The organism is Pseudomonas sp. B16120 (assembly GCF_044218845.1).
GTDB lineage: Bacteria > Pseudomonadota > Gammaproteobacteria > Pseudomonadales > Pseudomonadaceae > Aquipseudomonas > Aquipseudomonas paracarnis.
The window spans coordinates 5862474-5882071 of record NZ_CP162588.1 but is presented as its reverse complement, the minus strand read 5'-3'; the positions used below and the strand labels follow the sequence as shown (position 1 = coordinate 5882071).

Sequence of the window (19598 nt, the reverse complement as noted above, 5' to 3'; positions counted from 1 at the left end):
ATAATCTTGCCGGGCGTGAATGGCGCTTAGGGGAGCGCAACCCCGTCCGGTCCTGCTGTGTCTGGCGGGCACTCCATCGGCTCGCGCGGGCTGCAAAGCTGCGCAGTAGCTGGGTTGGGTGCCGTTTTCAAGACCCGAGCGGCCGGGCGTAAGCCTGGCGGAAAGGCCGCAGTATAACAGAGCAATCACCGCGCGCTGCTTTCCTGCTGCTCAACGGCGTGTTCGGGGGCTGGTATGGGGGCTGTTTGCTCGTGCATCCGCCCATATTTGGCGCTCAATGTGGCATAGGCGGGCTCTTGCTTGAAGCGCTTGAGCTCGGCGGCAAAGCGTTGCACCAGCAGGTCCATGCCTGCGCCACGGCGTACCGCAAGAAATTGCTGCTGGCGGCTGACCACCACCGATGCCTGGCTGACTTTACCTTCCAGGCCCAGGGCCTTGAGCACGTGGTGCCCCACGCGCCGGTCAGTCACCACCATATCGACGCGCCCCAGCATGAGTTTGCCAAAGTTGGCTTCATGGCTGGGGGCGGGTTCGCGCTGGAAGGTGTTGGCCTCACTGAACGCGTCGCCATACAGGTAGCCCGGGGAAACGCCAACCGTCAGGCCGCGCAGGTCGTCGAGCGTGGCGGCGGGGTGAGGGCGTTCGTTGGCATAGAACAAAACGAATTCGACTTCCGACAACGGCTCGCTGGGATAGAGCAGCAACGCGTCGCGCTCCTGGCTGTGAAAGATATCCAGCGCGCCGTCGGCGTGGCCCTGGTCGAGCATCGCCAGGCAGCGCTTCCAGGGCAGGAACTGCCATTGCACCTCCACCCCCAGGCGCTGGAACACGATCACTGTGGTTTCATAATCCAGGCCGGCCATGGTGCCGTTGTCTTCGTAGACATAGGGCGCCCAGGGTTCGGTGACAATGCGCAGTTTCTCGCCATGAGCGGCTAGGCTCAGGCAAGAAAAAAACACAGCGGTCAACAGCTTGAAGAGGACGGGCATAGCCTGAGGTTACGACGCTCCCCGAAGAAAGAGAAGCTCTGGCACGCGCATTGGCGGGCGGTCTTACTTCGCGGGAGCGTTCAGCAGGTGTTCGTGGATCGCGGCGCGGCGCTCGCCCAGAATCAGGCGCACCAGGGGGTTGGCAAACCAGTGTTCCAACTGGTGTGCATCAAGCGGGCGCTTCTGGCGTTCTTCCTGGTTTTGTCGGGCCTTGTCCCACCAGACCGGACCGCAGGCCTGGTCGAACTCGTTTTCGTGTTCGTAGCAGCCGTAAAGGATTTCGCGGATGAATTGTTGCTGGTGCTTGGGCAGCAGCAGGGTGATCAGCTTGTACATCAAGCGTTGCAAACGCGGCGGGCGCGGCAGGTGCGAGGAGACCTGACGCGTATCGGCCAGGGCCTGCGCACTGGTGGGGGCGCTCGCGTGCTTGGCGATCCACGCCTTGACCTTGGCCCGGAACAGCTGTTTGCGGCTCCAGTAATGGTGGATCAGGTCCGGGCACTCGCGCACCTTTACGGTACGGTAGGCGGCGATCGACAGGCAGAACTCTTCCAGGGTGTAGGCGCCTTGGGCATGGGGGAACAGTTCATCCATCAACTCGATGGAGCGGTCGAGGATGTGCGCATCCTGTTGGGTCAGGCCCATGACGCCGGAGTTGAGGGTCATCATGTCATCGTCGGCCACGCCCATGTCCAGCAGGCGCTGACGCAGGGCGGTGTAGAGGATGCTTTCGTGGTTGTCGCCGTACTTGGTGTAAAAGGCGTTGCACAGCAGGGTGCCGGGCTCTACGCGTTCGAACAGGGCCATGGGCGAATGATGGAAGAAGGTGTCAGTGTCGATCAGCAGCGCCACGGGGGATTCTTGCAGGACTTGGCGCAGCACCACGTGCTTGGTGCGAAAGTGATAACCGTGGGGCTCGCTCCAGCGTTTGCGGGTGGCTTCGTCCAGTGGGCGCACGCGCACCGGCAGCAAGCGATAGGGCTCGGGGTTGTCGCTGAATACCTGGATGTCGATGTTCGCATCCGGTGTGTCCTGCAGGAACGCCAGTGCGCTGGCGATGCTGAATACCGCTTCCTGATGGTAGGTGTCGGCGCCGAAGACCAGGTAAACCAGTTGCGGGCGGGACGTCGGGGGCACTGTATTCATGGACTGCGGGGTTCCGTGGGTAACGTAAAACGACAAAGGCCCTCGTCAGAACGAGGGCCTTGGTACAACCGGTCAAGCGTTAACGTGGCAGCTTGAGGTTGTTCCAGATGGCAAGGCTGGGTTCAGCCTGGTTCAGGGTATAGAAATGCAACCCTGGCGCACCACCTTGCAACAATTGCTCACACATCTCGGTGATAACCTGCTCGCCGAACGCCTGGATGCTTTTGACGTCATCGCCATAGGCTTCCAGTTGCTTGCGCACCCAGCGTGGGATCTCGGCGCCGCAGGCGTCGGAGAAGCGCGCCAACTTGCTGTAATTGGTGATCGGCATGATGCCCGGCACGATTGGGATGTTCACGCCCATCGCCCGTACTCGCTCGACAAAGTAGAAGTAGCTGTCGGCGTTGAAGAAATACTGGGTGATTGCGCTGTCGGCACCGGCATTGGCCTTGCGCACGAAATTCTGCAAATCGTCTTCGAAATTGCGCGCCTGGGGGTGCATCTCCGGGTAAGCGGCTACTTCGACATGGAAGTGATCGCCACTTTCTTCGCGGATGAAGCTCACCAGGTCGTTGGCGTAGCGCAGCTCACCGCTGGCCATGCCCATACCCGATGGCAGGTCGCCACGCAGGGCAACGATGCGCTTGATGCCGGCGGCTTTGTATTGGGTCAGCAGGCTACGCAGGTCGGCCTTGCTGTCGCCCACGCAGGACAGATGCGGAGCGGCGGGAACTTTGACTTCACTTTCCAGCTGCAACACGGTGTTGATCGTGCGATCACGGGTCGAACCGCCAGCGCCGTAGGTGCAGGAGAAGAAGTCAGGGTTGAAGCTGGCCAACTGCTTGGCAGTGGCCATCAGTTTTTCATGTCCAGCATCGGTCTTGGTCGGGAAGAACTCGAAGCTGTAGCGACGGTCTTGGGACATGGTAATACCCTTGGAAACTCGAAAGCCTGGAAGGCATACGCAATCGATGCGGGTGCCTGGCTTTCTGTGGGAGCTGGCTTGCCTGCGATAGCATCAGCTCGGTGTTACTGGAACACCGAGGCGTCTGCATCGCGGGCAAGCCCGGCTCCCACAGAAGAACCGGCGCCAGCAAGGCCGATCAGTAGCGGTAAGCGTGCGGCTTGAACGGACCTTCAACCGTCACGCCGATGTAGTCGGCCTGGGTCTTGGTCAGTTGAGTCACGACGCCGCCGAAGCCGCGGACCATTTCCAGGGCCACTTCTTCGTCGAGTTTCTTGGGCAGTACTTCCACGGTCAGGCGCTCGGCTTTCTGGGCGGGCGACAGGTCGGCGTACTTCTGTTCGAACAGGAAGATCTGCGCCAGCACCTGGTTGGCGAACGAGCCATCCATGATGCGGCTTGGGTGACCAGTGGCGTTGCCCAGGTTCACCAGGCGGCCTTCGGCCAGCAGGATCAGGTAGTCGTCGTTCTGTGGGTCGAAATCACCAGCGCCGGTACGGTGAACCTTGTGTACCTGCGGCTTCACTTCTTCCCATGCCCAGTTCTTACGCATGAAAGCGGTGTCGATTTCATTGTCGAAGTGGCCGATGTTGCAGACAACGGCGCGCTTCTTCAGGGCCTTGAGCATGTTCGCATCGCACACATTCACGTTACCGGTGGTGGTGACGATCAGGTCGATCTTGCCCAGCAGGGCTGCGTCGATGCAGGCGGAGGTGCCGTCGTTCTGGCCGTTGATGAACGGCGAAACCACTTCGAAACCGTCCATGCAGGCTTGCATGGCGCAGATCGGGTCAACTTCGGAGACCTTGACGATCATGCCTTCCTGACGCAGGGACTGGGACGAACCCTTGCCCACGTCACCGTAGCCGATCACCAGGGCTTGCTTGCCCGACAGCAGGTGGTCGGTGCCGCGCTTGATCGCATCGTTCAGGCTGTGACGGCAGCCGTACTTGTTGTCGTTCTTGCTCTTGGTCACCGAGTCGTTGACGTTGATGGCCGGGATTTTCAGCTCGCCCTTGGCCAGCATGTCCAGCAGGCGGTGTACGCCGGTGGTGGTCTCTTCGGTCACGCCGTGGACGCGGTCGAGGATCTGCGGGTATTTCTTGTGCAGCAACTCGGTGAGGTCGCCGCCGTCGTCCAGGATCATGTTGGCATCCCAAGGCGCGCCATCTTTGAGGATGGTTTGCTCCAGGCACCACTCGTACTCTTCTTCAGTCTCGCCTTTCCAGGCGAATACCGGGATACCGGCAGCAGCGATAGCGGCAGCGGCCTGGTCCTGAGTCGAGAAGATGTTGCACGACGACCAACGCACTTCGGCACCCAGGGCAACCAGGGTTTCGATCAGCACGGCAGTCTGGATGGTCATGTGGATGCAGCCGAGAATCTTGGCGCCCTTGAGCGGCTGCTCAGCGGCGTACTTGCGACGCAGGCCCATCAGGGCCGGCATTTCGGATTCGGCGATAAAGGTTTCGCGACGGCCCCAGGCAGCGAGGGACATATCGGCGACTTTGTAGTCATTGAAATCAGCAGGCGTCATTACAGCGCTCATAGAGAGCCTCCATTCGTAGTGTGCGAATGGGCGCCGTTGTGCGTTTAGTATCAGGCCAAGGCAACCAGGCCGGACAACGCCCCATCCGAGCCTGACAGGTTTAACCTGCTGCAGCGCCCCTCGGACAGGTGGCGGGAGAACGGTATCAATCGAAGATGACCGTTTTGAAACGGAGGCGATTATAGCCGTGTATGTGGCACTTCCCAAGCCTTTCTGTCGGTGGCAATGAAGATCGCGCATGGGGTTGATAGGCAATGGCTCATAGAGCTTGGGCCTGGGCTCTGCCATGATGTTGCCCATCATTTCGCAAGACGCTTTGGAGTGACCATGAACTTCCACACCCGCAAATGGGTAAAACCCGAAGACCTCAACCCCAACGGCACTCTGTTCGGCGGTAGCTTGCTGCGCTGGATCGACGAAGAAGCGGCCATCTACGCGATTGTCCAGCTCGGCAACCAGCGCGTGGTCACCAAGTACATCTCGGAAATCAACTTTGTCAGCGCTTCACGCCAGGGCGACATCATCGAACTGGGCATCACTGCCACCGAGTTCGGCCGCACCTCCATCACCCTGACCTGTGAAGTGCGCAACAAGATCACGCGCAAAAGCATCCTGACCGTGGAAAAAATGGTCTTCGTCAACCTGGGCGAAGACGGTTTGCCGGCGCCCCACGGCCGTACCGAAATCAAGTACGTGAAGGACCAGTTCAAGGACGACAGTCTTCCCGAGTAACAACCCTGCGGCCTGATTTGCTTTACCAAATCATTCCGCGTGGATCTATCTGAGGCTCTCTCATCACTCAGGCCTACATCCTGTAGAGAGAGCCTTGTGTATGAAAGTCTCCAGTTCTGTTGTAGAGAATCACCCCCCATCGCCGCAAATCAGCGACCAGGGCGCCAAGGTGCCCTTGGTCAAAGGTGTGGGCGAGCGCAACCTGAGTATTTATCGTCACAGCGATGGGCGTGTGGAGGTGGTGGTGTCACCGCCGCCGCCCGCTCACCTGGTGCTCAGTGGTGGTGGCGCCAAGGGCATCGCCTTTCCAGGCATGGTGCAAGCGCTTGAAGAGGCCGACAAACTCAAAGGCGTAAAAGTGGTTTCCGGCTCATCTGCCGGTGCGATTTGCGCAGCACTGCTCGCCAGCGGCATGGATGCCAAGGCCTTTACGCAACTGTCGAATAACCTAGACCTGCCCCGCTTGCTCAACAGCAAAGACCCGGTCACGGCTTGGTTGCAGGAAGCCAGTTCCGAGCTCGGCAAGCTCGTCAGAAGTCTGCCCGGGCCGGTTGGAAATATCTCTCAACTGCTGCTGACGTTGCTGCCGCGCCTACAAACCGAGGGGCAGCCGCTGGAGGACTTGATCCGCAACGAATCGCGTCAATCGATTCTCGCCCATATCGCCGGTATGCCCCCAGCCAACCGCCCCCCGGAAGTTACAGCAATTGCCGAACGGCTCAGCGCTGGTGGTGGGGCGACTTTTCGCGACTTGGAAGTGTTGAGCCGGCATATTCCGGCGATCAAGCAATTGAACATCACCGGCACGGGCATGTTCGATGGCCGCCCGCAGTTGGTGGTGTTCAATGCCAACCTGACACCGGATATGGATATCGGCCGCGCCGCTCTTATTTCGGGCGCCCTGCCTGGGCTGTTCAAGAGCCCCACCGAGCAGGGTCACGGGTTCCAGGCGGCGTCGCAGGTCACGGCGTTTCAGGACGGCGGGTTGCTGCTCAATACCCCTGCGCCAGGTGTCATCGAGCGCTCGTTCCCGGAAAGCCCCCTGGGCAAGGACGAAGCGCTGATCGTCAAGTTCGAGTCTGACAAGGCATCAGCGCCGCCCAGGAGCGGTGGTTTTTTCAGCTTTCTGGCCGACACGTTCACCGGCACGCCACACACCGCCGCTGAAAGCTACCAGAATGACCGGCTCCAGGCGTTCTCGGAACAAACGGTCACGTTGCCGCTGAACTCGGACAAAGGCGACTTTCGCGGCCTGCTCGGTGGTACCGTCAACTTCACCATGACCCCCGAGCAGAAACAGCATTTGCAGGCCCAGGCTCGCCAGGCGGTGTCAGGGCATCTGCAACAGCGTGAGCTGGAGCGTGAGCGCCATGAGTTCCCCTCGCTGAACGATGCCGTGATGGCGATGGATGATCAAATGCTCGCCAGCGTGCAAGTTGACCTGCAAAACGATGCGGCCGGCGCCGAGGCGTTGCGCTTTCGCAAAGACACACAGCAGGCGTTACAGGCGTTGGACACTGCGATTGCCGAGGCGAATCAAACCAGCACGTCGCTGGTGATCACGCCGAAATTAGCCTCGGCGCTGCGCAATCTGGATGCGCTCGCCCGTAGACCCGAGGATATCGAGTGGCTGGGCAAGCGCCTGAATGCGCCAGGCCAGCGTAATTTCCAGCAACTGCTGCAGGTGGGCACCAAGCAGGCGTCGAACAATGGCTCAGGCCTGTCCAAAGTGTTGACCAGCGCCGTCGCGGAAATGCAAAAACGCGATATCGGCGTGAAGGCAGAGAATTTTATCCGCGAAGTCATTTACCCCTCGCTATATCGTCCTGGCCAACCGGCTGCCAACGTTGAGTTATTGCAACGTGCGGTGCGGGATTTGGGCGAGGCGACGACGCCAGCGGAGTTCAACCGTGTGCTTGATGGCATCGTCAAACATTACCGGGCGCGCAATAAACCCTGGAGTAAACCCTTCAGCTCTACCACCGTGGAGCAGGCCAAGGCCTGGCGTATTCCGGTTTAGTTGCGGTGCCACTGAACAGCCATCGTCGCGGCGTGTCGTAGCTACAGGCACCCCTTGGACTCAGGTACATCATGGCCACTCAAGCAGACGGCAAGACCCCCAACCTGTCGCAGGAAGAGCAGCAAAACGTTGACGAGAACCAGCCGCCTCGCGCGGCTGTATTACACGAAATTATCCGCACCCAGGGCGATCAGGAGCTAGAGCGCAGTGTGGCAGCGTTGTGGTGGTCGGCGCTGGCCGCTGGCCTGACCATGGGCTTGTCGCTAATGGGCATGGGCCTGCTCAATTCACGCCTGCCGGACGGTGATGAATTCAAGGTCATTGCCAGCTTTGGCTATTGCGCAGGCTTTCTCGCGGTGATTCTTGCTCGTCAGCAGTTGTTTACCGAAAACACCCTGACCGCCGTGCTGCCGGTGATGAGCAAACCGACTCTGGCCAACGCCGGGCGCTTGTTACGGCTGTGGACGGTGGTGCTGGTGGGCAACCTGTGCGGCACCTTGCTGGTGGCCTACGTGATGCTGCACCTACCGATCTTCGATACCAAGACCGACCTGGCCTTCCTCGAGATCGGGCGCAAGGTCATGGAGAACGACCCCGCGCAGATGTTCGCCAAGGGCATCGTCTCCGGTTGGATGATCGCCACCATGGTCTGGATGATTCCGTCGATGGAGAGTGCCAAGCTGTGGATTATCATCCTGATCACCTACTTCATGGCACTGGGCGACTTCACCCATATCGTCGTCGGTTCAGCGGAAGTGTCCTACCTGGTGTTTGCCGGCGAGTTGCCGTGGAAGGATTTCTGGCTGGTCTTCGCCGGGCCGACTCTGGCCGGCAACATCATCGGCGGTAGTTTCATCTTTGCGTTGATCAGCCATGCGCAGGTTCGCAGCGAGGCGTCCGTGCCTGCTGTTGCTCAATCTCACACACAGGCGAAGCCCCGTCAGGATAAGGGCAAAGTCTGACATTACCCTGGCTGACGCGTCAGGCCTTGAAGGGCACGCTGGGAGGTTCGCAGGCCAGCGTGCTGTCGGGTGCCTTGAGCTGACCTTCCCAGCGAGCAATTACCAGCGGGGCCAATGCGTTGCCCAGTACATTCAGTGCTGTGACGGGCATATCCATCAGACGATAGATGCCCGCGATGATCGCCACACCCTCCACGGGAAGCCCGGCCGCGGTCAACGTCGCGGTCAGGATGATAAACATGAAGCCTGGCACGCCCGCCGCGCCCTTTGATGTCAGCACCATGATCAAGACCAGCATGCCTTGATCCGCCAGGCTCAAGTCGATGCCATACGCTTGGGCGATGAACAGCGTGCCGAGTGCGGCAAACAGCGATGCACCATCCAGATTGAACGAGTACCCCAGTGGGATCACCATGCTGGTAATGGGCCGTGGCGCGCCATAGCGCTCCATCTTCTCGATCAGTTGAGGCATGACCGTCGCCGAGGCGGCACTGCTGAAGGCCAGCAGCAGTTCACTGCGTATTTCCCGCACCAGGTGAAAAAAGCCGACGCCGGCCAAGCGTGCCACTGCACCCAATACACACAGGGCAAATAAGAGCACCGCGACATAGGTCGTGCCGATCAGTTTGGCCAGCGGCAACAACGCACTGAGGCCAAAGCTGGCGACGGTGACCGCGATCAGGCCGAAAATACCTATCGGCGAGTAATGCATGACCAGATGGGTGACTTTGAACATGGTGTCGGAGACGCTTTGCATCACATTGATCAAGGGCGCTTTGCGCTCCTCGGGCAACAACGACAAGGCACAACCGAACAGGATCGCGAAGAACAGCACCGACAGCAGTTTGCCCTGTGACATGGCCAGGACGATGTTATCCGGCACGATCGCCAGCAGTACCTGGCCCAGGTTCTGTGGGGTGCCACTGGAGGCCAGTCCCGTCGCCGGTGCCTGCAGCGTGCTGCCGAATTCGGCGCCCGAGCCGGGCTGCACCACATTGCCAACCAACAGCCCGAAGACGATGGCAATGCTGGTGATGGTGAAGAAGTACACGAAGGTCTTCAGGCCGACGCGACCCAGGGCAGACGGGTTGCCCATGCCGGCGATGCCGACGGTCATGCAGGCAAATACCAGGGGAACGACGATCATCTTCATCAGCTTGATAAACAGGTCGCCAGCCGGTTGCAGCAGATTGTCGATGAACCAGGTTTTTTGCTCGGGGAATTGATTGAGCAGGAGGCCGACGATTATCCCGGCAGCCAGGCCGATCATGATGCGAGTGATAAGACTGGTGGGTTTTCTAGTGGTCATGGGGGTGTCCCTTATTGTTGTGATTGTCAGGGATTTACTGGGCGAACAACCCTTCGAAGTGCTTGAACCCTTTCACTTCGATGGGGATGCCGCTGGGGTCGAGAAAAAACATCGTGCGCTGCTCGCCCGGTTCGCCGGCAAAGCGGGTCACGGGTGGAATCTCGAAGCGCGTGCCCAGGCGGGTGAGGCGCTCGGCAAGCGTCAGCCACTCATCAAGTGGCAGCACCACGCCCAGGTGCGGCATCAGTACCTGGTGCTCACCGACCAGGCCGGTGCGTGTGGTTGGGAAGGGCGTACCGAGGTGCAGTGAAAGTTGATTGCCGAAAAAGTCGAAGTCGATCCAGGTCTCGCTGCACCGGCCCTCGGTGCAACCCAAAACATCTCGATAAAAAATGCGCGCCTCGTCTAAGTCATAAACATGGTATGCAGCGTGAAAGGGTCTGTTCATGGCTGGTTCTCCAGATGGGGAACTGTCAGGTTAAACAGGCGATGCCGCCAGGGTAAAACGGGTTTGCCTTGGTCTGAGCGAAAGGAAAACTTATGGACGTTCGATTCCTGAGGAGCCTGGTCGCTGTCATTGAAACCGGGTCGATAGCCGCCGCTGCGCGCCGTGAAAATCGTAGTGCCGCGGCGATCAGCCTGCGGGTCAAGGCGCTTGAGCGCACGCTGGGTTGTACGCTGCTCATGCGCACGGCACATGCCGCTTGGCCTTCGGATCAATGCTTGCTGCTCTTGCCCAGAATCCAGGCAGTTATTGAACAGGCGCGCCAGCTGCAGGAGCATCTGAGCCAGGACGAGTTATCGGGGGAAATTAAAATCGGGGCCATTTCCACGGCGCTGACCGGCGTCTTGCCGGGGGTGATCGAGCGTCTGACAATGTCAGCACCCAAGCTGAGGCTGAAGATCACACCCGGCGACTCCAGAAGCCTTTATGAGAAGTTACTCAACCAGGAGTTGGATGCGGCGATACTGGTACGGCCGCCGTTTCAACCGCCCAAAGCCTTGTCGATGGCCTTGCTGCGTGCCGAACCCTTGATTCTGGTTGCGCCCGCCCAGTGGGGTGCGCAGGCGCTGGCTGCCTTGTTACGTGAACGCCCATTCATCCGCTATGACGCACGCTCCTGGGGCGGTCAGATTGCCCAGCGCTTTCTGGATGAACAGTCCTTCGACCCAGAGGTGCTATGTGAGCTGGATGCGCTGGAAACTATCCTGATGCTGGTCGCCCAAGGGATGGGGGTTTCGCTGGTGCCGCAGTGGGCGGGCATGCCCTCCAACGGCATCAGTGTGTTACCGGCCGGCAACCCGCAGTGCTATGCGCGCGAGCTGGTAGTCATGTACGGCTCGACACCGCGCCGTCCACTGGCGATGCGGCACCTACTTGAAGTGTTGCGCGGCGCGGTTACTGCGGCCCAGTAACGCGGCTGACAACGCGACCGATCGTCAACCCCTGCAACAGGATCGAAGACAGCACCACGATATAGGTGATGCTCAGCAACAAGTCACGCTCAGGGCCCAGGGGCAGGGCCAGGGCCAATGCCACCGAGACGCCGCCGCGCAGGCCGCCCCAGGTGAGGATGCGGATAGTGCCGCGTGGTACCGAGCGCCAACGGCGCAGCAACAGGATCGCCGGGGCCACGGTCAGCAGGCGCGAGAGCAGGATCGCCACCGCCAGCAGGCTGGCCGCGAACACGTGCAGCCAGTTGAATGGCAATAGCAGCAGCTCCATGCCGATCAGTGCAAACAGCAAGGCGTTGAGCATGTCATCAAGCAGTTCCCAGAAACCATCCAGGTAGCGACGCGTCATGTCGTTCATCGCCAGCTTGCGTCCCAGGTTACCGATGATCAGCCCCGCGACCACCATCGCAATCGGTGCGGACACATGCAGCTCCGAAGCCATGGCCGAGCCGCCGATCACCAGGGCGAGGGTCAGCATGACTTCGATCTGGTGCTGTTCGATGCTCTTGATCATCAGGTACACGAGGTAGCCGATCAGCCCGCCAAACAGCACGCCGCCAATGGCTTCGTGGGCAAACAGCATGGCCGTGGCGCCCACGGTGGGTGTTTCACCCAACTGCGCGATGCCCAGCAGCACGGTAAACACCACCACGGCGGTGCCGTCATTGAACAGCGACTCGCCGACGATGGTGGTTTTCAGCGGTTTGGAGGCATTGGCGGTCCGCAGCACGCCGAGCACCGCAATGGGGTCGGTGGGGGAAATCAGCGCGCCGAACAGCAAGCAGTAAAGGAAGCTCACGTGCCAGCCAAACAGGGCGAAGATGTAGTACGCCAGACTGCCGATCACCACGGTGGCGATCAACACGCCAAAGGTTGCCAGCAGGCCGATGGGCCAGCGGTAGCTGCGCAAGTCGTTCAAGTTGACGTGCAAGGCGCCGGCGAACAGCAGGAACGACAGCATCCAGTTCATCAGCAAATCGCCGAAGTCGATCTGGCCGATCAGCTGTTGGACGCGTTCCTCTAAGCCTGGGTAGCCGAGCACGCTCAGGCCTTGCAGGATCAGCGAGAACAGCAGTGCGGTGACCATCACGCCGATGGTGGGCGGCAGGCCGATAAAACGGAAGTTCACATAAGTGAGCAGGGTGGTGAGGCAGATGAAAGCGGCGACAAGTTCAAGCATCCGGGGTCCTTGGAGCAGGGAAATATAGGCGCACGGGGTGCGTCGAATCGGGGTTTAGTATAAACAGGTGCTGTTACATGACGTATCAATTAAGGAGGTTCTGGTGGTAGCGACAGCCCTGGTGCTGGTAGCGGCGCTGTTGCATGCGACGTGGAACACCTTGATCAAGTTCAGTGGCGAGCGCCTTTTAGTCATCGCTTGCATGGACAGTGTGGCGCTGCTGTTCGTGGTATTGGCGGTGGGGTTCGTGTCTTTGCCGCCTCTGGAACTCTGGCCGTGGCTCGTTGCCTCGGCGCTGTTTGAATTGCTCTATCGCTATTTGTTGATCCAGGCCTATCGGGTGGGTGACCTGGGCCTGGTATATCCGTTGATGCGCGGTTTGTCGCCGCTGGTGGTGCTGGTGCTGACCCTGGTGTTTGCCGGCGAAGTGCTGAGTACCCAGCAAATCCTGGGGATTCTGCTGATCCCGTTCGGTATGGTGTGCCTGTTGTGGCAGGGCGGCGGCGGTGACCGGTTGCCCTGGTCGATGCTACCCGTGGTGTTGCTGATCGGCCTGTGCATTGGCTGTTATACCTTTTTGGACGGGCAGGCGTTGCGGCGCTGGTCGCACCCGCTGGATTACCTGGTGTGGTTGACGCTGATCAGCGCCTGGCCGTTTCCGCTGCTGGCGCTGGTGCGCAAGCGTGCAGCCTTCAGCCTGTTCTGGCGCACCCAGTGGCGGTTGGGGTTGAGCGTGGGGTTATGCGTGTTGTTGAGCTACGCTTTGGTACTTTGGGCCATGCAGTTGGGCTCGATTGCCGAAGCCGCCGCGCTGCGCGAAGTCAGTGTGATTCTGGTGGTGCTGTTCGGTATGCGTTACTTGAAAGAACCTTTTGGCCGTCCACGGCTCATAGCCTGTGGGTTGGTGTTGATTGGCATGTTGGTGATGAAACTCTAACCGTCGGATAAAACTAAAAGGAATCGGTGATGACAGTCGCTTTATGGTGTGTGTTGATCGCAATCTTTCTGCCGTACATCTGCACCGGTGTGGCCAAGTTCAGTACAGGCAAGTTCGGGCCACGGGATAACCACGACCCGCGTGCCTTCCTCGAGAGCCTGGAAGGCGTCGCCAAGCGTGCTCATAGCGCGCAACTCAACAGTTTCGAAGTGACCCCGGCGTTTGCCGCCGCCGTCATCATTGCGCACCTGGCCGGCAACGCCGAACTGGTGACGATCAACGTGCTGGCAGTGCTGTTTATCACCAGCCGCCTGCTGTACATCATTTGCTACCTGGCGGACTGGGCGATCTTGCGTTCGCTGGTGTGGGCCGTGGGTATGGCGTTGATTGCGAGTTTCTTCTTCGTCTCGATCTGAGGGATGACGCCGTCGCTATGCGGGAGGGAGCAAGCCCTGCTGTTGATCAATTAAATGTGGGAGCTGGCTTGCCTGCGAAAGCGGTCGTGCAGTAACAGATGCAGTGACTGACACGCCGCCTTCGCGGGCAAGCCCGCTCCCACAGGGGATTTGCGATAGCTGACTGGGTTCAGGGCACGCCCCTCTCACATTGATTATCAGCCTTTTTCAGGTGCCGGCAGGCGCATCCGGCACCTGGGGCAACGCCGCGCCTTTGGGCCACAGCATCCAGATCTGCCCTTGCTGTTTCATATTTCCCGCCAACTCGCCTGCGGCATTGCCTGTGCCCCAGAACAGATCTGCGCGCACTTCGCCGGTGATTGCGCCGCCGGTGTCCTGCGCGGCGACCGGGCGTGCCAGTGGCGTGCCGTCCGGCTTGGTGGTCGACAACCACAACAGGCTGCCCAGCGGAATCACCTTGCGATCCACCGCCACGCTGTAGCCGGCGGTCAATGGCACGTTCAGCGAACCGCGCGGGCCTTCGTTACTGTCGGGGCGGGCGCTGAAGAATACGTAGCTGGGGTTGCTCGCCAACAGTTCTGGAATGCGCTGCGGGTGGGCCTTGGCCCAGGCGCTGATGGCGGCCATGGTCACGTCTTCTTTTTTCAGTTCGCCTTGTTCCACCAGCCAACGGCCTATGGGGCGGTACGGGTAGCCGTTCTGGTCGCCGTAACCCACACGCAGTTGGCGCCCACCGGCCAGTTGAATACGCCCCGAGCCCTGGATCTGCAGAAATTGCAGGTCCATCGGGTCGGTCAGCCAGGCGATCGGCTTGGCGGTGGAGCCTTGGCTGTTGAGGGTGCTGGCGTCGTCATACGGCTTGAGCACACGACCTTCCAGGCGCCCGCGCAGGCGCTTGCCCTTGAGTTCCGGGTAGATGCTGTCGAGGTTGACGATGATCAGGTCGTCCGGCACGCCGTATACCGGCACGTGGGCGGTGGCGGTCTTGGTCAGGCTGCCGGGGTAGACCGGCTCGTAATAACCTGTGATCAAGCCGTTTGGCGTGTTGTCCGCCGAACGCAGGCCGAAGACATCCAGGTGTTCCTTGAGAAAGCCACGAACCGCCACGGCATCGCCCGGAACGCTGGTCGCTGCCGCGCAGGTCGGGCCCCAGATCGGGTCGGCCTTGAGGCGCTGGCAGGCGCTGCGCCAGGATTCGAAGCCGGCGAGCAAGTCGCTGTCGGAAACGCTCGGCAAGGCTTCCCACGGTGCGCTCACGTAGGTGGCAACGGCGTGAGGTTTGGTGGGTTCCTGGGCAGCTTCTTTGCCGGCGTCTTTACCGGCATCGCAGCCGGCCAGTAGCGCGAACATTGGCAGAGCCCACGCCAGGCGCCGGCCCCAGGGTTTGAAGGTGACATTCATGCAAGCAATTCCTGAAACGATTGCCCGTGCTTCACTGCATTAGGGCAACCCTTATTATTAATAGGGCTATTGGTCTTTGCGGGCGGTGCGAGGATACTGGCCGCCGTTTCCCGTGACCTTGAAGCCATGATGATGTTAAAAAAATTGACCGTTGTATTGCTGGCCTGCCTGGCAGTGTCTGCCTGTGGCGGTGTTGATCCCAATTCCCCCCTGGGCCAGCGCAAGGCGATCTTCAAGCAGATGCTCAAGACTGGTGAAGACCTGGGCGGGATGCTGCGCGGGCGTATCCCATTTGACGGCGCCAAGTTCGCCGAGGGTGCGGTCAAACTGGATGCGTTGTCCCATGAGCCGTGGAAGCATTTCCCGAGCGTGCGCGAAGAAGACCACACCAGTGCCAAAGATGATGTGTGGCAAAAACAGGCGCAGTTCCAACAATTGGCCCGCGATCTTGAGGCGGCCACCGGTGAATTGGTGATCGCCAGCCAAGTGCAGCCCTACAAGGCCAGCAGCCTGCAACCTGCGGTGCAAAAAGTTGAAGATGCCTGCAGCGCCTGCCATAAACAGTTCCGCGATCATTGACCGGTTTTACTGATCAAGTTCTTCCACCGCGTCTTGCAGCTCTTTGCGCGAGTCGGCCAGCTTCTCCTTACGCTTGTTGATCTTGTCCGGGTCGCCTTTTTTCATAGCCTTGTCGAGGTCGGCCTGACGGCGGCTGACTTCGTGCTTGGCGTCGAGCACCTTGTTTTCACGTTCTTTCTTCAAGCCGGCATCGGTGCAGTGGGTAGTGACTTCGTCCAAGGCCTTTTCCAGACCGGCCTGCTGGGCGCGGTTACCGTGGGCCTTGGCCTGTTCGATCTGGCTGCTGATGGCCTGGCGCTTGGCGGCGCAGCCGGTGAGGGGTTGTACGTCTTCGGCGGCCAACAGCGGCGTGGCCATGAAGCTTGCGACGGTCAGCAAGGCAAAGGGGGCGAGAAATTTCATATAAAGCTCCAAGTTCGCAATCAGGTGGCCGGGGGTGTTCAAAACCCATCTATCCCGGCTACGCGTAATGTTTCAGCCAAGGCTTGTACCTGCGGGTCGCGAAAAAAAGCGCTGAGTTGCGCCGCGCGTCCCGGGCCAATGCCGTCTGAGGCCAGCCAGGCTTGGGGGTCTTTGGCGACCAGCGTCTGCCAGTTACCTTCCAGGTTGTTGCGCGCCGCTGGCGGTATGCCCAAGGCGCGGAGCCATTGTAAAAAAGGGCGTTGCCGGGCGCTTTGAATACTGTCGAGCACCCGCGCACGGGTCCGCTCGCCTAAGCCCTCAATGGTAGCAAGCTCGGCCGCATCCAGGGTCAACCAATCGAGAAAGCCTGCGATTAGACCGGCCTGAATCAATACGTTCCAGGTTTCACGGCCCATATGGGGTAAGGCCAGGCCGTGTTTGCCGCTCAGCCAGGTGAGGCGGGCGAGCAACTGATCTTCGCAGCCGGGGTCCAGTTGCCAGCAGCTCAAAGCGTGGAAGTCTTGAGGGTCGGGTACCTTCAGGTCCACGCGCGTCTCGTTGCGCAGGATCACCTCGTCCAGTCGCGGTATCACCTGGCCCGCCAGGCTGATCGACACATGATCGCCGGGGCGGATATCCAGGGCTTGCCAGCGTTTCAGGGAGCTGGCACTGACCCGGCTGATCTGCCGATCATCCAGCCGCACGGGTTCTAGCTCGAGGATTGGAGTAATGCGCCCGGTGCGCCCCACCCTGAAGTGGACATTGCGTACCAGGGCCAGGGCCTTGATGGCAGGGTACTTCCAGGCAACCGACCAATACGGCGCACTGGCTTGCCAGCGCTCGGCGGGCGCTCGCGCAGCCTGGTGCAGCACCACGCCATCGCTGGCGAAAGGCAATGCCGCGTTGTACCAGTGCGTGCGCCAATGCGCAGCTTCGCTAATGGAAGCGACGGGTTGGCTGTACTGCTGGCTGTCGCTAAACCCCCAGCGCGCCAGGGTGGCCAGGCGTTCGGTGAAGTCCTTCGGGCCGTCGGGCCATGCCCAGACGAACAGGCCGATCCCTGCCTCCTCGGCGTCGCTCAATTGGCGACGGTTCATCAGGCCAGCCACTTTACTGCGTGCATTGAGCCCGCCCTTGAGCGCTTGCACATGGTGATTGAGGCGCCAATAGAGTTCGCCTTGCAGCACCACGTCAACGGCGTCGGGCAACTGTTGGACAATGCCGGGGATCTTGGCGGCGGAGGCTGACCAGTCGTGCCCCAGCAGGCCGTCGCCCCGACTGATGAGCTGGTGCAAGCGGCCCTGGCGATACACCAGGGTCACCGCGACGCCATCGACCTTGGGTTGGACCCATACATCCTGGCGTGTGCTAAGCCAGTCACTGACGGCAGGCTCGCCCGGCAGCTTTTGCAGACCGGTGTGCGCGACCGGGTGACGTAGGGTGCCGCGCGCACTGGCTAGCGGGTTATCAGCCTTGGGGGGCTGCTGGCGGGCGCATTCTTGCCAATGCGCGAGGCGCTTGCGGGCCTGGTCGTAGAGTTCATCGCTGATCAGGGATTGGCCCTGCCGATGGTAGCTGTCGTCCCACTGCTGGATTTGCCTGGACAGGGTTTCCAACTGCAAGTGAACGTTATCCGGACAGGCTTCGGCCCAGGCCCAGGCTGGCAGGGCGCTTATGAGAGCAGCCAGTAATACGTGCATCATGAGCATCCTTGCTCGAAAAGGGCGCCCAGCCTAAGTGATCCACGCGCCCACAAAAAAGCCCCGACCGAGCGGGGCTTTTTACCGGGTATTTCTGTTTACTTGAACAGGCCGCCCAAGGCCTTCACAGCGTCGTTGTTTTCAGCCTTGGCCTGCTGTTTTTGCTGCTTGGCGTCGACTTTTGCCTGGCTGTCGGCGAGTTTGTTGCAAGCTTTGTTGACCTGCTCCAGCGCAGCCTCATATGCCCGCACTTTCAACAGATCGTTCTTGGCATTGGCCGCGTCGATCTTGGCTTGCAGGTCTTTGGGTTGCTGCTGGCAGTCGCCGGCGTTGCCGCCACCGAGCTGGGCACTCAGGGCGCCGCTCAGCGCGTTCAGGTCAGCGGCCTGGGCCGACAGGGTGAACAGGCTTAGCAGAAGGGCGGCAGGGGCGAGCGTGGAAATGCGCATGAAAACCTCAATGTTCGATTGCCTGCGCGCTTATCCATCCCGGGCGGGCGCAGTGCAATATCCAAATAAGGTGAAGGGCCCGAGAGGGCGCGGATTCTAGTGGGCCATCATTTTGCCTGCAAGCCTTGGATCCAAAAAAGCCCGAAGAGGCCCTGCAGGCAACAAAAAGCCCCGCCAGGCAGACCTGGCGGGGCTCTATTTACCGCGAACGATTACAGGCCGGCGGCGGTACGCAGGTCGTTGGCGCGGTCGGTTTTTTCCCAGGTGAAGGTACTGAAGGTGTCATCACCCACAGTCTTCTGCGCCGGGGTGCGGCCGAAGTGGCCGTAGGCTGCGGTTTCCTGGTACATCGGGTGCAGCAGGTCGAGCATGGTGGTGATCGCGTAAGGGCGCAGGTCGAAGATCTCACGCACCAGTTTGACGATCTTGTCATCGCTGATCTTGCCGGTGCCGAAGGTGTTCAGCGAGATCGACGTAGGCTGGGCGACGCCAATGGCGTAGGAAACCTGGATTTCGCAGCGCTCGGCCAGGCCGGCAGCCACGATGTTCTTGGCCACATAACGACCGGCGTAAGCCGCAGAGCGGTCAACCTTGGACGGGTCCTTGCCGGAGAATGCACCACCGCCGTGACGGGCCATGCCGCCGTAGCTGTCGACGATGATCTTGCGGCCGGTCAGGCCGCAGTCGCCCACGGGGCCACCGATGATGAACTGGCCGGTCGGGTTGATGTGGAACTGGGTGTCCTTGGTCAGCAGCTCGGCAGGCAACACGTGCTTGACGATCAGTTCCATCACGCCTTCACGCAGGTCGGCGTAGGACACATCCGGGTTGTGCTGGGTCGACAGTACGACGGCGTCGATGCCCACCACTTTGCCGCCTTCGTAGCGGCAGGTCACCTGGGACTTGGCGTCCGGGCGCAGCCATGGCAGTACGCCGGATTTGCGCGCCTCGGCCTGGCGTTGTACCAGCTGGTGCGAGAAGGTGATCGGCGCGGGCATCAGTACGTCGGTTTCGTTGCTGGCGTAGCCGAACATCAGGCCCTGGTCGCCGGCGCCCTGGTCTTCAGGTTTGGCCCGGTCAACGCCCTGGTTGATGTCTGGGGACTGCTTGCCGATGATGTTCATCACGCCGCAGGTTGCGCCGTCAAAGCCGACGTCGGAGCTGTTGTAGCCAATGTCGGTGATCACGTCACGCACGATCTGCTCCAGGTCGACCCAGGCAGTGGTGGTAACTTCGCCGGCGATGATCGCCACGCCCGTTTTCACCAGCGTCTCGCACGCCACACGGGCGAACTTGTCTTCAGCGATGATAGCGTCCAGCACCGCATCAGAAATCTGGTCGGCGATTTTGTCCGGATGCCCTTCAGACACGGACTCGGAGGTGAAAAGGGAGTATTCGCTCATCTCGA

General features: G+C 60.5%; 19 protein-coding genes and 1 riboswitch. Of the genes, 7 read left to right on the top strand and 12 right to left on the bottom strand.

Annotated features, from left to right (window positions below; translation table 11 throughout):
* Positions 1-185: 185 nt before the first annotated feature.
* The 4 genes from AB4P90_RS27530 to ahcY form a co-directional block, all read right to left on the bottom strand.
* Positions 186-989 carry an ABC transporter substrate-binding protein gene (locus AB4P90_RS27530; protein WP_014720296.1) on the bottom strand — a complete coding sequence of 268 codons (804 nt, stop codon included), beginning with the start codon at positions 987-989 and terminating at the stop codon, positions 186-188.
* 63 nt (positions 990-1052) lie between these two features.
* The gene (locus tag AB4P90_RS27525; RefSeq protein WP_019817436.1) at positions 1053-2135 is read right to left on the bottom strand and encodes a hypothetical protein; all 1083 of its coding nucleotides are present in this window, start codon (positions 2133-2135) and stop codon (positions 1053-1055) included.
* Positions 2136-2214: 79 nt separating this feature from the next.
* The gene (metF, locus tag AB4P90_RS27520) at positions 2215-3060 is read right to left on the bottom strand and encodes a methylenetetrahydrofolate reductase [NAD(P)H] (protein WP_014720294.1); all 846 of its coding nucleotides are present in this window, start codon (positions 3058-3060) and stop codon (positions 2215-2217) included.
* Positions 3061-3238: 178 nt separating this feature from the next.
* Positions 3239-4648: an adenosylhomocysteinase gene (gene ahcY, locus AB4P90_RS27515; protein ID WP_003194990.1), complete on the bottom strand. Its 1410-nt coding sequence runs from the start codon at positions 4646-4648 to the stop codon at positions 3239-3241.
* A gap of 21 nt (positions 4649-4669) precedes the next feature.
* Positions 4670-4776, bottom strand: a riboswitch (S-adenosyl-L-homocysteine riboswitch).
* A gap of 199 nt (positions 4777-4975) precedes the next feature.
* On the opposite strand from ahcY, the gene AB4P90_RS27510 reads away from it, so the two are divergent.
* The 3 genes from AB4P90_RS27510 (at position 4976) to AB4P90_RS27500 (ending at position 8362) form a co-directional block, all read left to right on the top strand.
* A complete protein-coding gene (locus tag AB4P90_RS27510; protein WP_003194988.1) occupies positions 4976-5380 on the top strand; it encodes an acyl-CoA thioesterase in 405 nt (134 codons plus the stop codon).
* Positions 5381-5480: 100 nt separating this feature from the next.
* Positions 5481-7400 carry a patatin-like phospholipase family protein gene (locus AB4P90_RS27505; protein ID WP_395605515.1) on the top strand — a complete coding sequence of 640 codons (1920 nt, stop codon included), beginning with the start codon at positions 5481-5483 and terminating at the stop codon, positions 7398-7400.
* 71 nt (positions 7401-7471) lie between these two features.
* Entirely contained in the window at positions 7472-8362 is an 891-nt protein-coding gene (locus AB4P90_RS27500) for a formate/nitrite transporter family protein (RefSeq protein ID WP_395605514.1), read from the top strand.
* Between the two features lie 19 nt (positions 8363-8381).
* On the opposite strand, the gene AB4P90_RS27495 is transcribed toward AB4P90_RS27500, so the two are convergent.
* Positions 8382-9671 (bottom strand): cation:dicarboxylate symporter family transporter, encoded by a 1290-nt coding sequence (locus tag AB4P90_RS27495; protein ID WP_230957531.1) that lies wholly within the window; start codon positions 9669-9671, stop codon positions 8382-8384.
* A gap of 34 nt (positions 9672-9705) precedes the next feature.
* Positions 9706-10119, bottom strand: a complete 414-nt coding sequence (locus AB4P90_RS27490; protein WP_395605513.1) for a VOC family protein — start codon at positions 10117-10119, stop codon at positions 9706-9708.
* Positions 10120-10211: 92 nt separating this feature from the next.
* Here AB4P90_RS27490 and AB4P90_RS27485 point away from each other — a divergent pair, with 92 nt between their 5' ends.
* Entirely contained in the window at positions 10212-11087 is an 876-nt protein-coding gene (locus AB4P90_RS27485) for a LysR substrate-binding domain-containing protein (RefSeq protein ID WP_014720289.1), read from the top strand.
* Here AB4P90_RS27485 and AB4P90_RS27480 read toward each other — a convergent pair.
* On the bottom strand, positions 11071-12306 hold the full coding sequence (locus tag AB4P90_RS27480; RefSeq protein WP_014720288.1) for a sodium:proton antiporter: 1236 nt from the start codon (positions 12304-12306) through the stop codon (positions 11071-11073). The two genes, AB4P90_RS27485 and AB4P90_RS27480, sit on opposite strands and share 17 nt — an antisense overlap.
* Before the next feature lie 103 nt (positions 12307-12409).
* Between AB4P90_RS27480 and AB4P90_RS27475 the strand changes: the two genes are divergently transcribed.
* Together AB4P90_RS27475 and AB4P90_RS27470 are read left to right on the top strand one after the other, a co-directional pair.
* Complete coding sequence (locus AB4P90_RS27475; protein WP_014720287.1) at positions 12410-13243, top strand: EamA family transporter; 834 nt, start codon at positions 12410-12412, stop codon at positions 13241-13243.
* Between the two features lie 29 nt (positions 13244-13272).
* Positions 13273-13659 (top strand): MAPEG family protein, encoded by a 387-nt coding sequence (locus AB4P90_RS27470; protein ID WP_014720286.1) that lies wholly within the window; start codon positions 13273-13275, stop codon positions 13657-13659.
* A gap of 207 nt (positions 13660-13866) precedes the next feature.
* Here AB4P90_RS27470 and AB4P90_RS27465 read toward each other — a convergent pair whose 3' ends face one another.
* Positions 13867-15060 carry a murein transglycosylase A gene (locus AB4P90_RS27465; RefSeq protein WP_133633518.1) on the bottom strand — a complete coding sequence of 398 codons (1194 nt, stop codon included), beginning with the start codon at positions 15058-15060 and terminating at the stop codon, positions 13867-13869.
* A gap of 129 nt (positions 15061-15189) precedes the next feature.
* Between AB4P90_RS27465 and AB4P90_RS27460 the strand changes: the two genes are divergently transcribed.
* Complete coding sequence (locus AB4P90_RS27460; protein ID WP_019817443.1) at positions 15190-15639, top strand: cytochrome c; 450 nt, start codon at positions 15190-15192, stop codon at positions 15637-15639.
* A gap of 6 nt (positions 15640-15645) precedes the next feature.
* Here AB4P90_RS27460 and AB4P90_RS27455 read toward each other — a convergent pair whose 3' ends face one another.
* From AB4P90_RS27455 to metK, 4 genes are all read right to left on the bottom strand, one after another.
* Positions 15646-16041 carry a DUF1090 domain-containing protein gene (locus AB4P90_RS27455; RefSeq protein WP_014720283.1) on the bottom strand — a complete coding sequence of 132 codons (396 nt, stop codon included), beginning with the start codon at positions 16039-16041 and terminating at the stop codon, positions 15646-15648.
* Positions 16042-16079: 38 nt separating this feature from the next.
* Positions 16080-17744 (bottom strand): NAD-dependent DNA ligase LigB, encoded by a 1665-nt coding sequence (ligB, locus tag AB4P90_RS27450; RefSeq protein WP_395605512.1) that lies wholly within the window; start codon positions 17742-17744, stop codon positions 16080-16082.
* 95 nt (positions 17745-17839) lie between these two features.
* Positions 17840-18190 (bottom strand): DUF1090 family protein, encoded by a 351-nt coding sequence (locus AB4P90_RS27445; RefSeq protein WP_014720281.1) that lies wholly within the window; start codon positions 18188-18190, stop codon positions 17840-17842.
* A 212-nt stretch (positions 18191-18402) separates the two neighbouring features.
* Positions 18403-19593, bottom strand: coding sequence for a methionine adenosyltransferase (gene metK / locus AB4P90_RS27440; protein WP_003194964.1), 1191 nt, complete (start codon positions 19591-19593; stop codon positions 18403-18405).
* Positions 19594-19598: the final 5 nt, after the last annotated feature.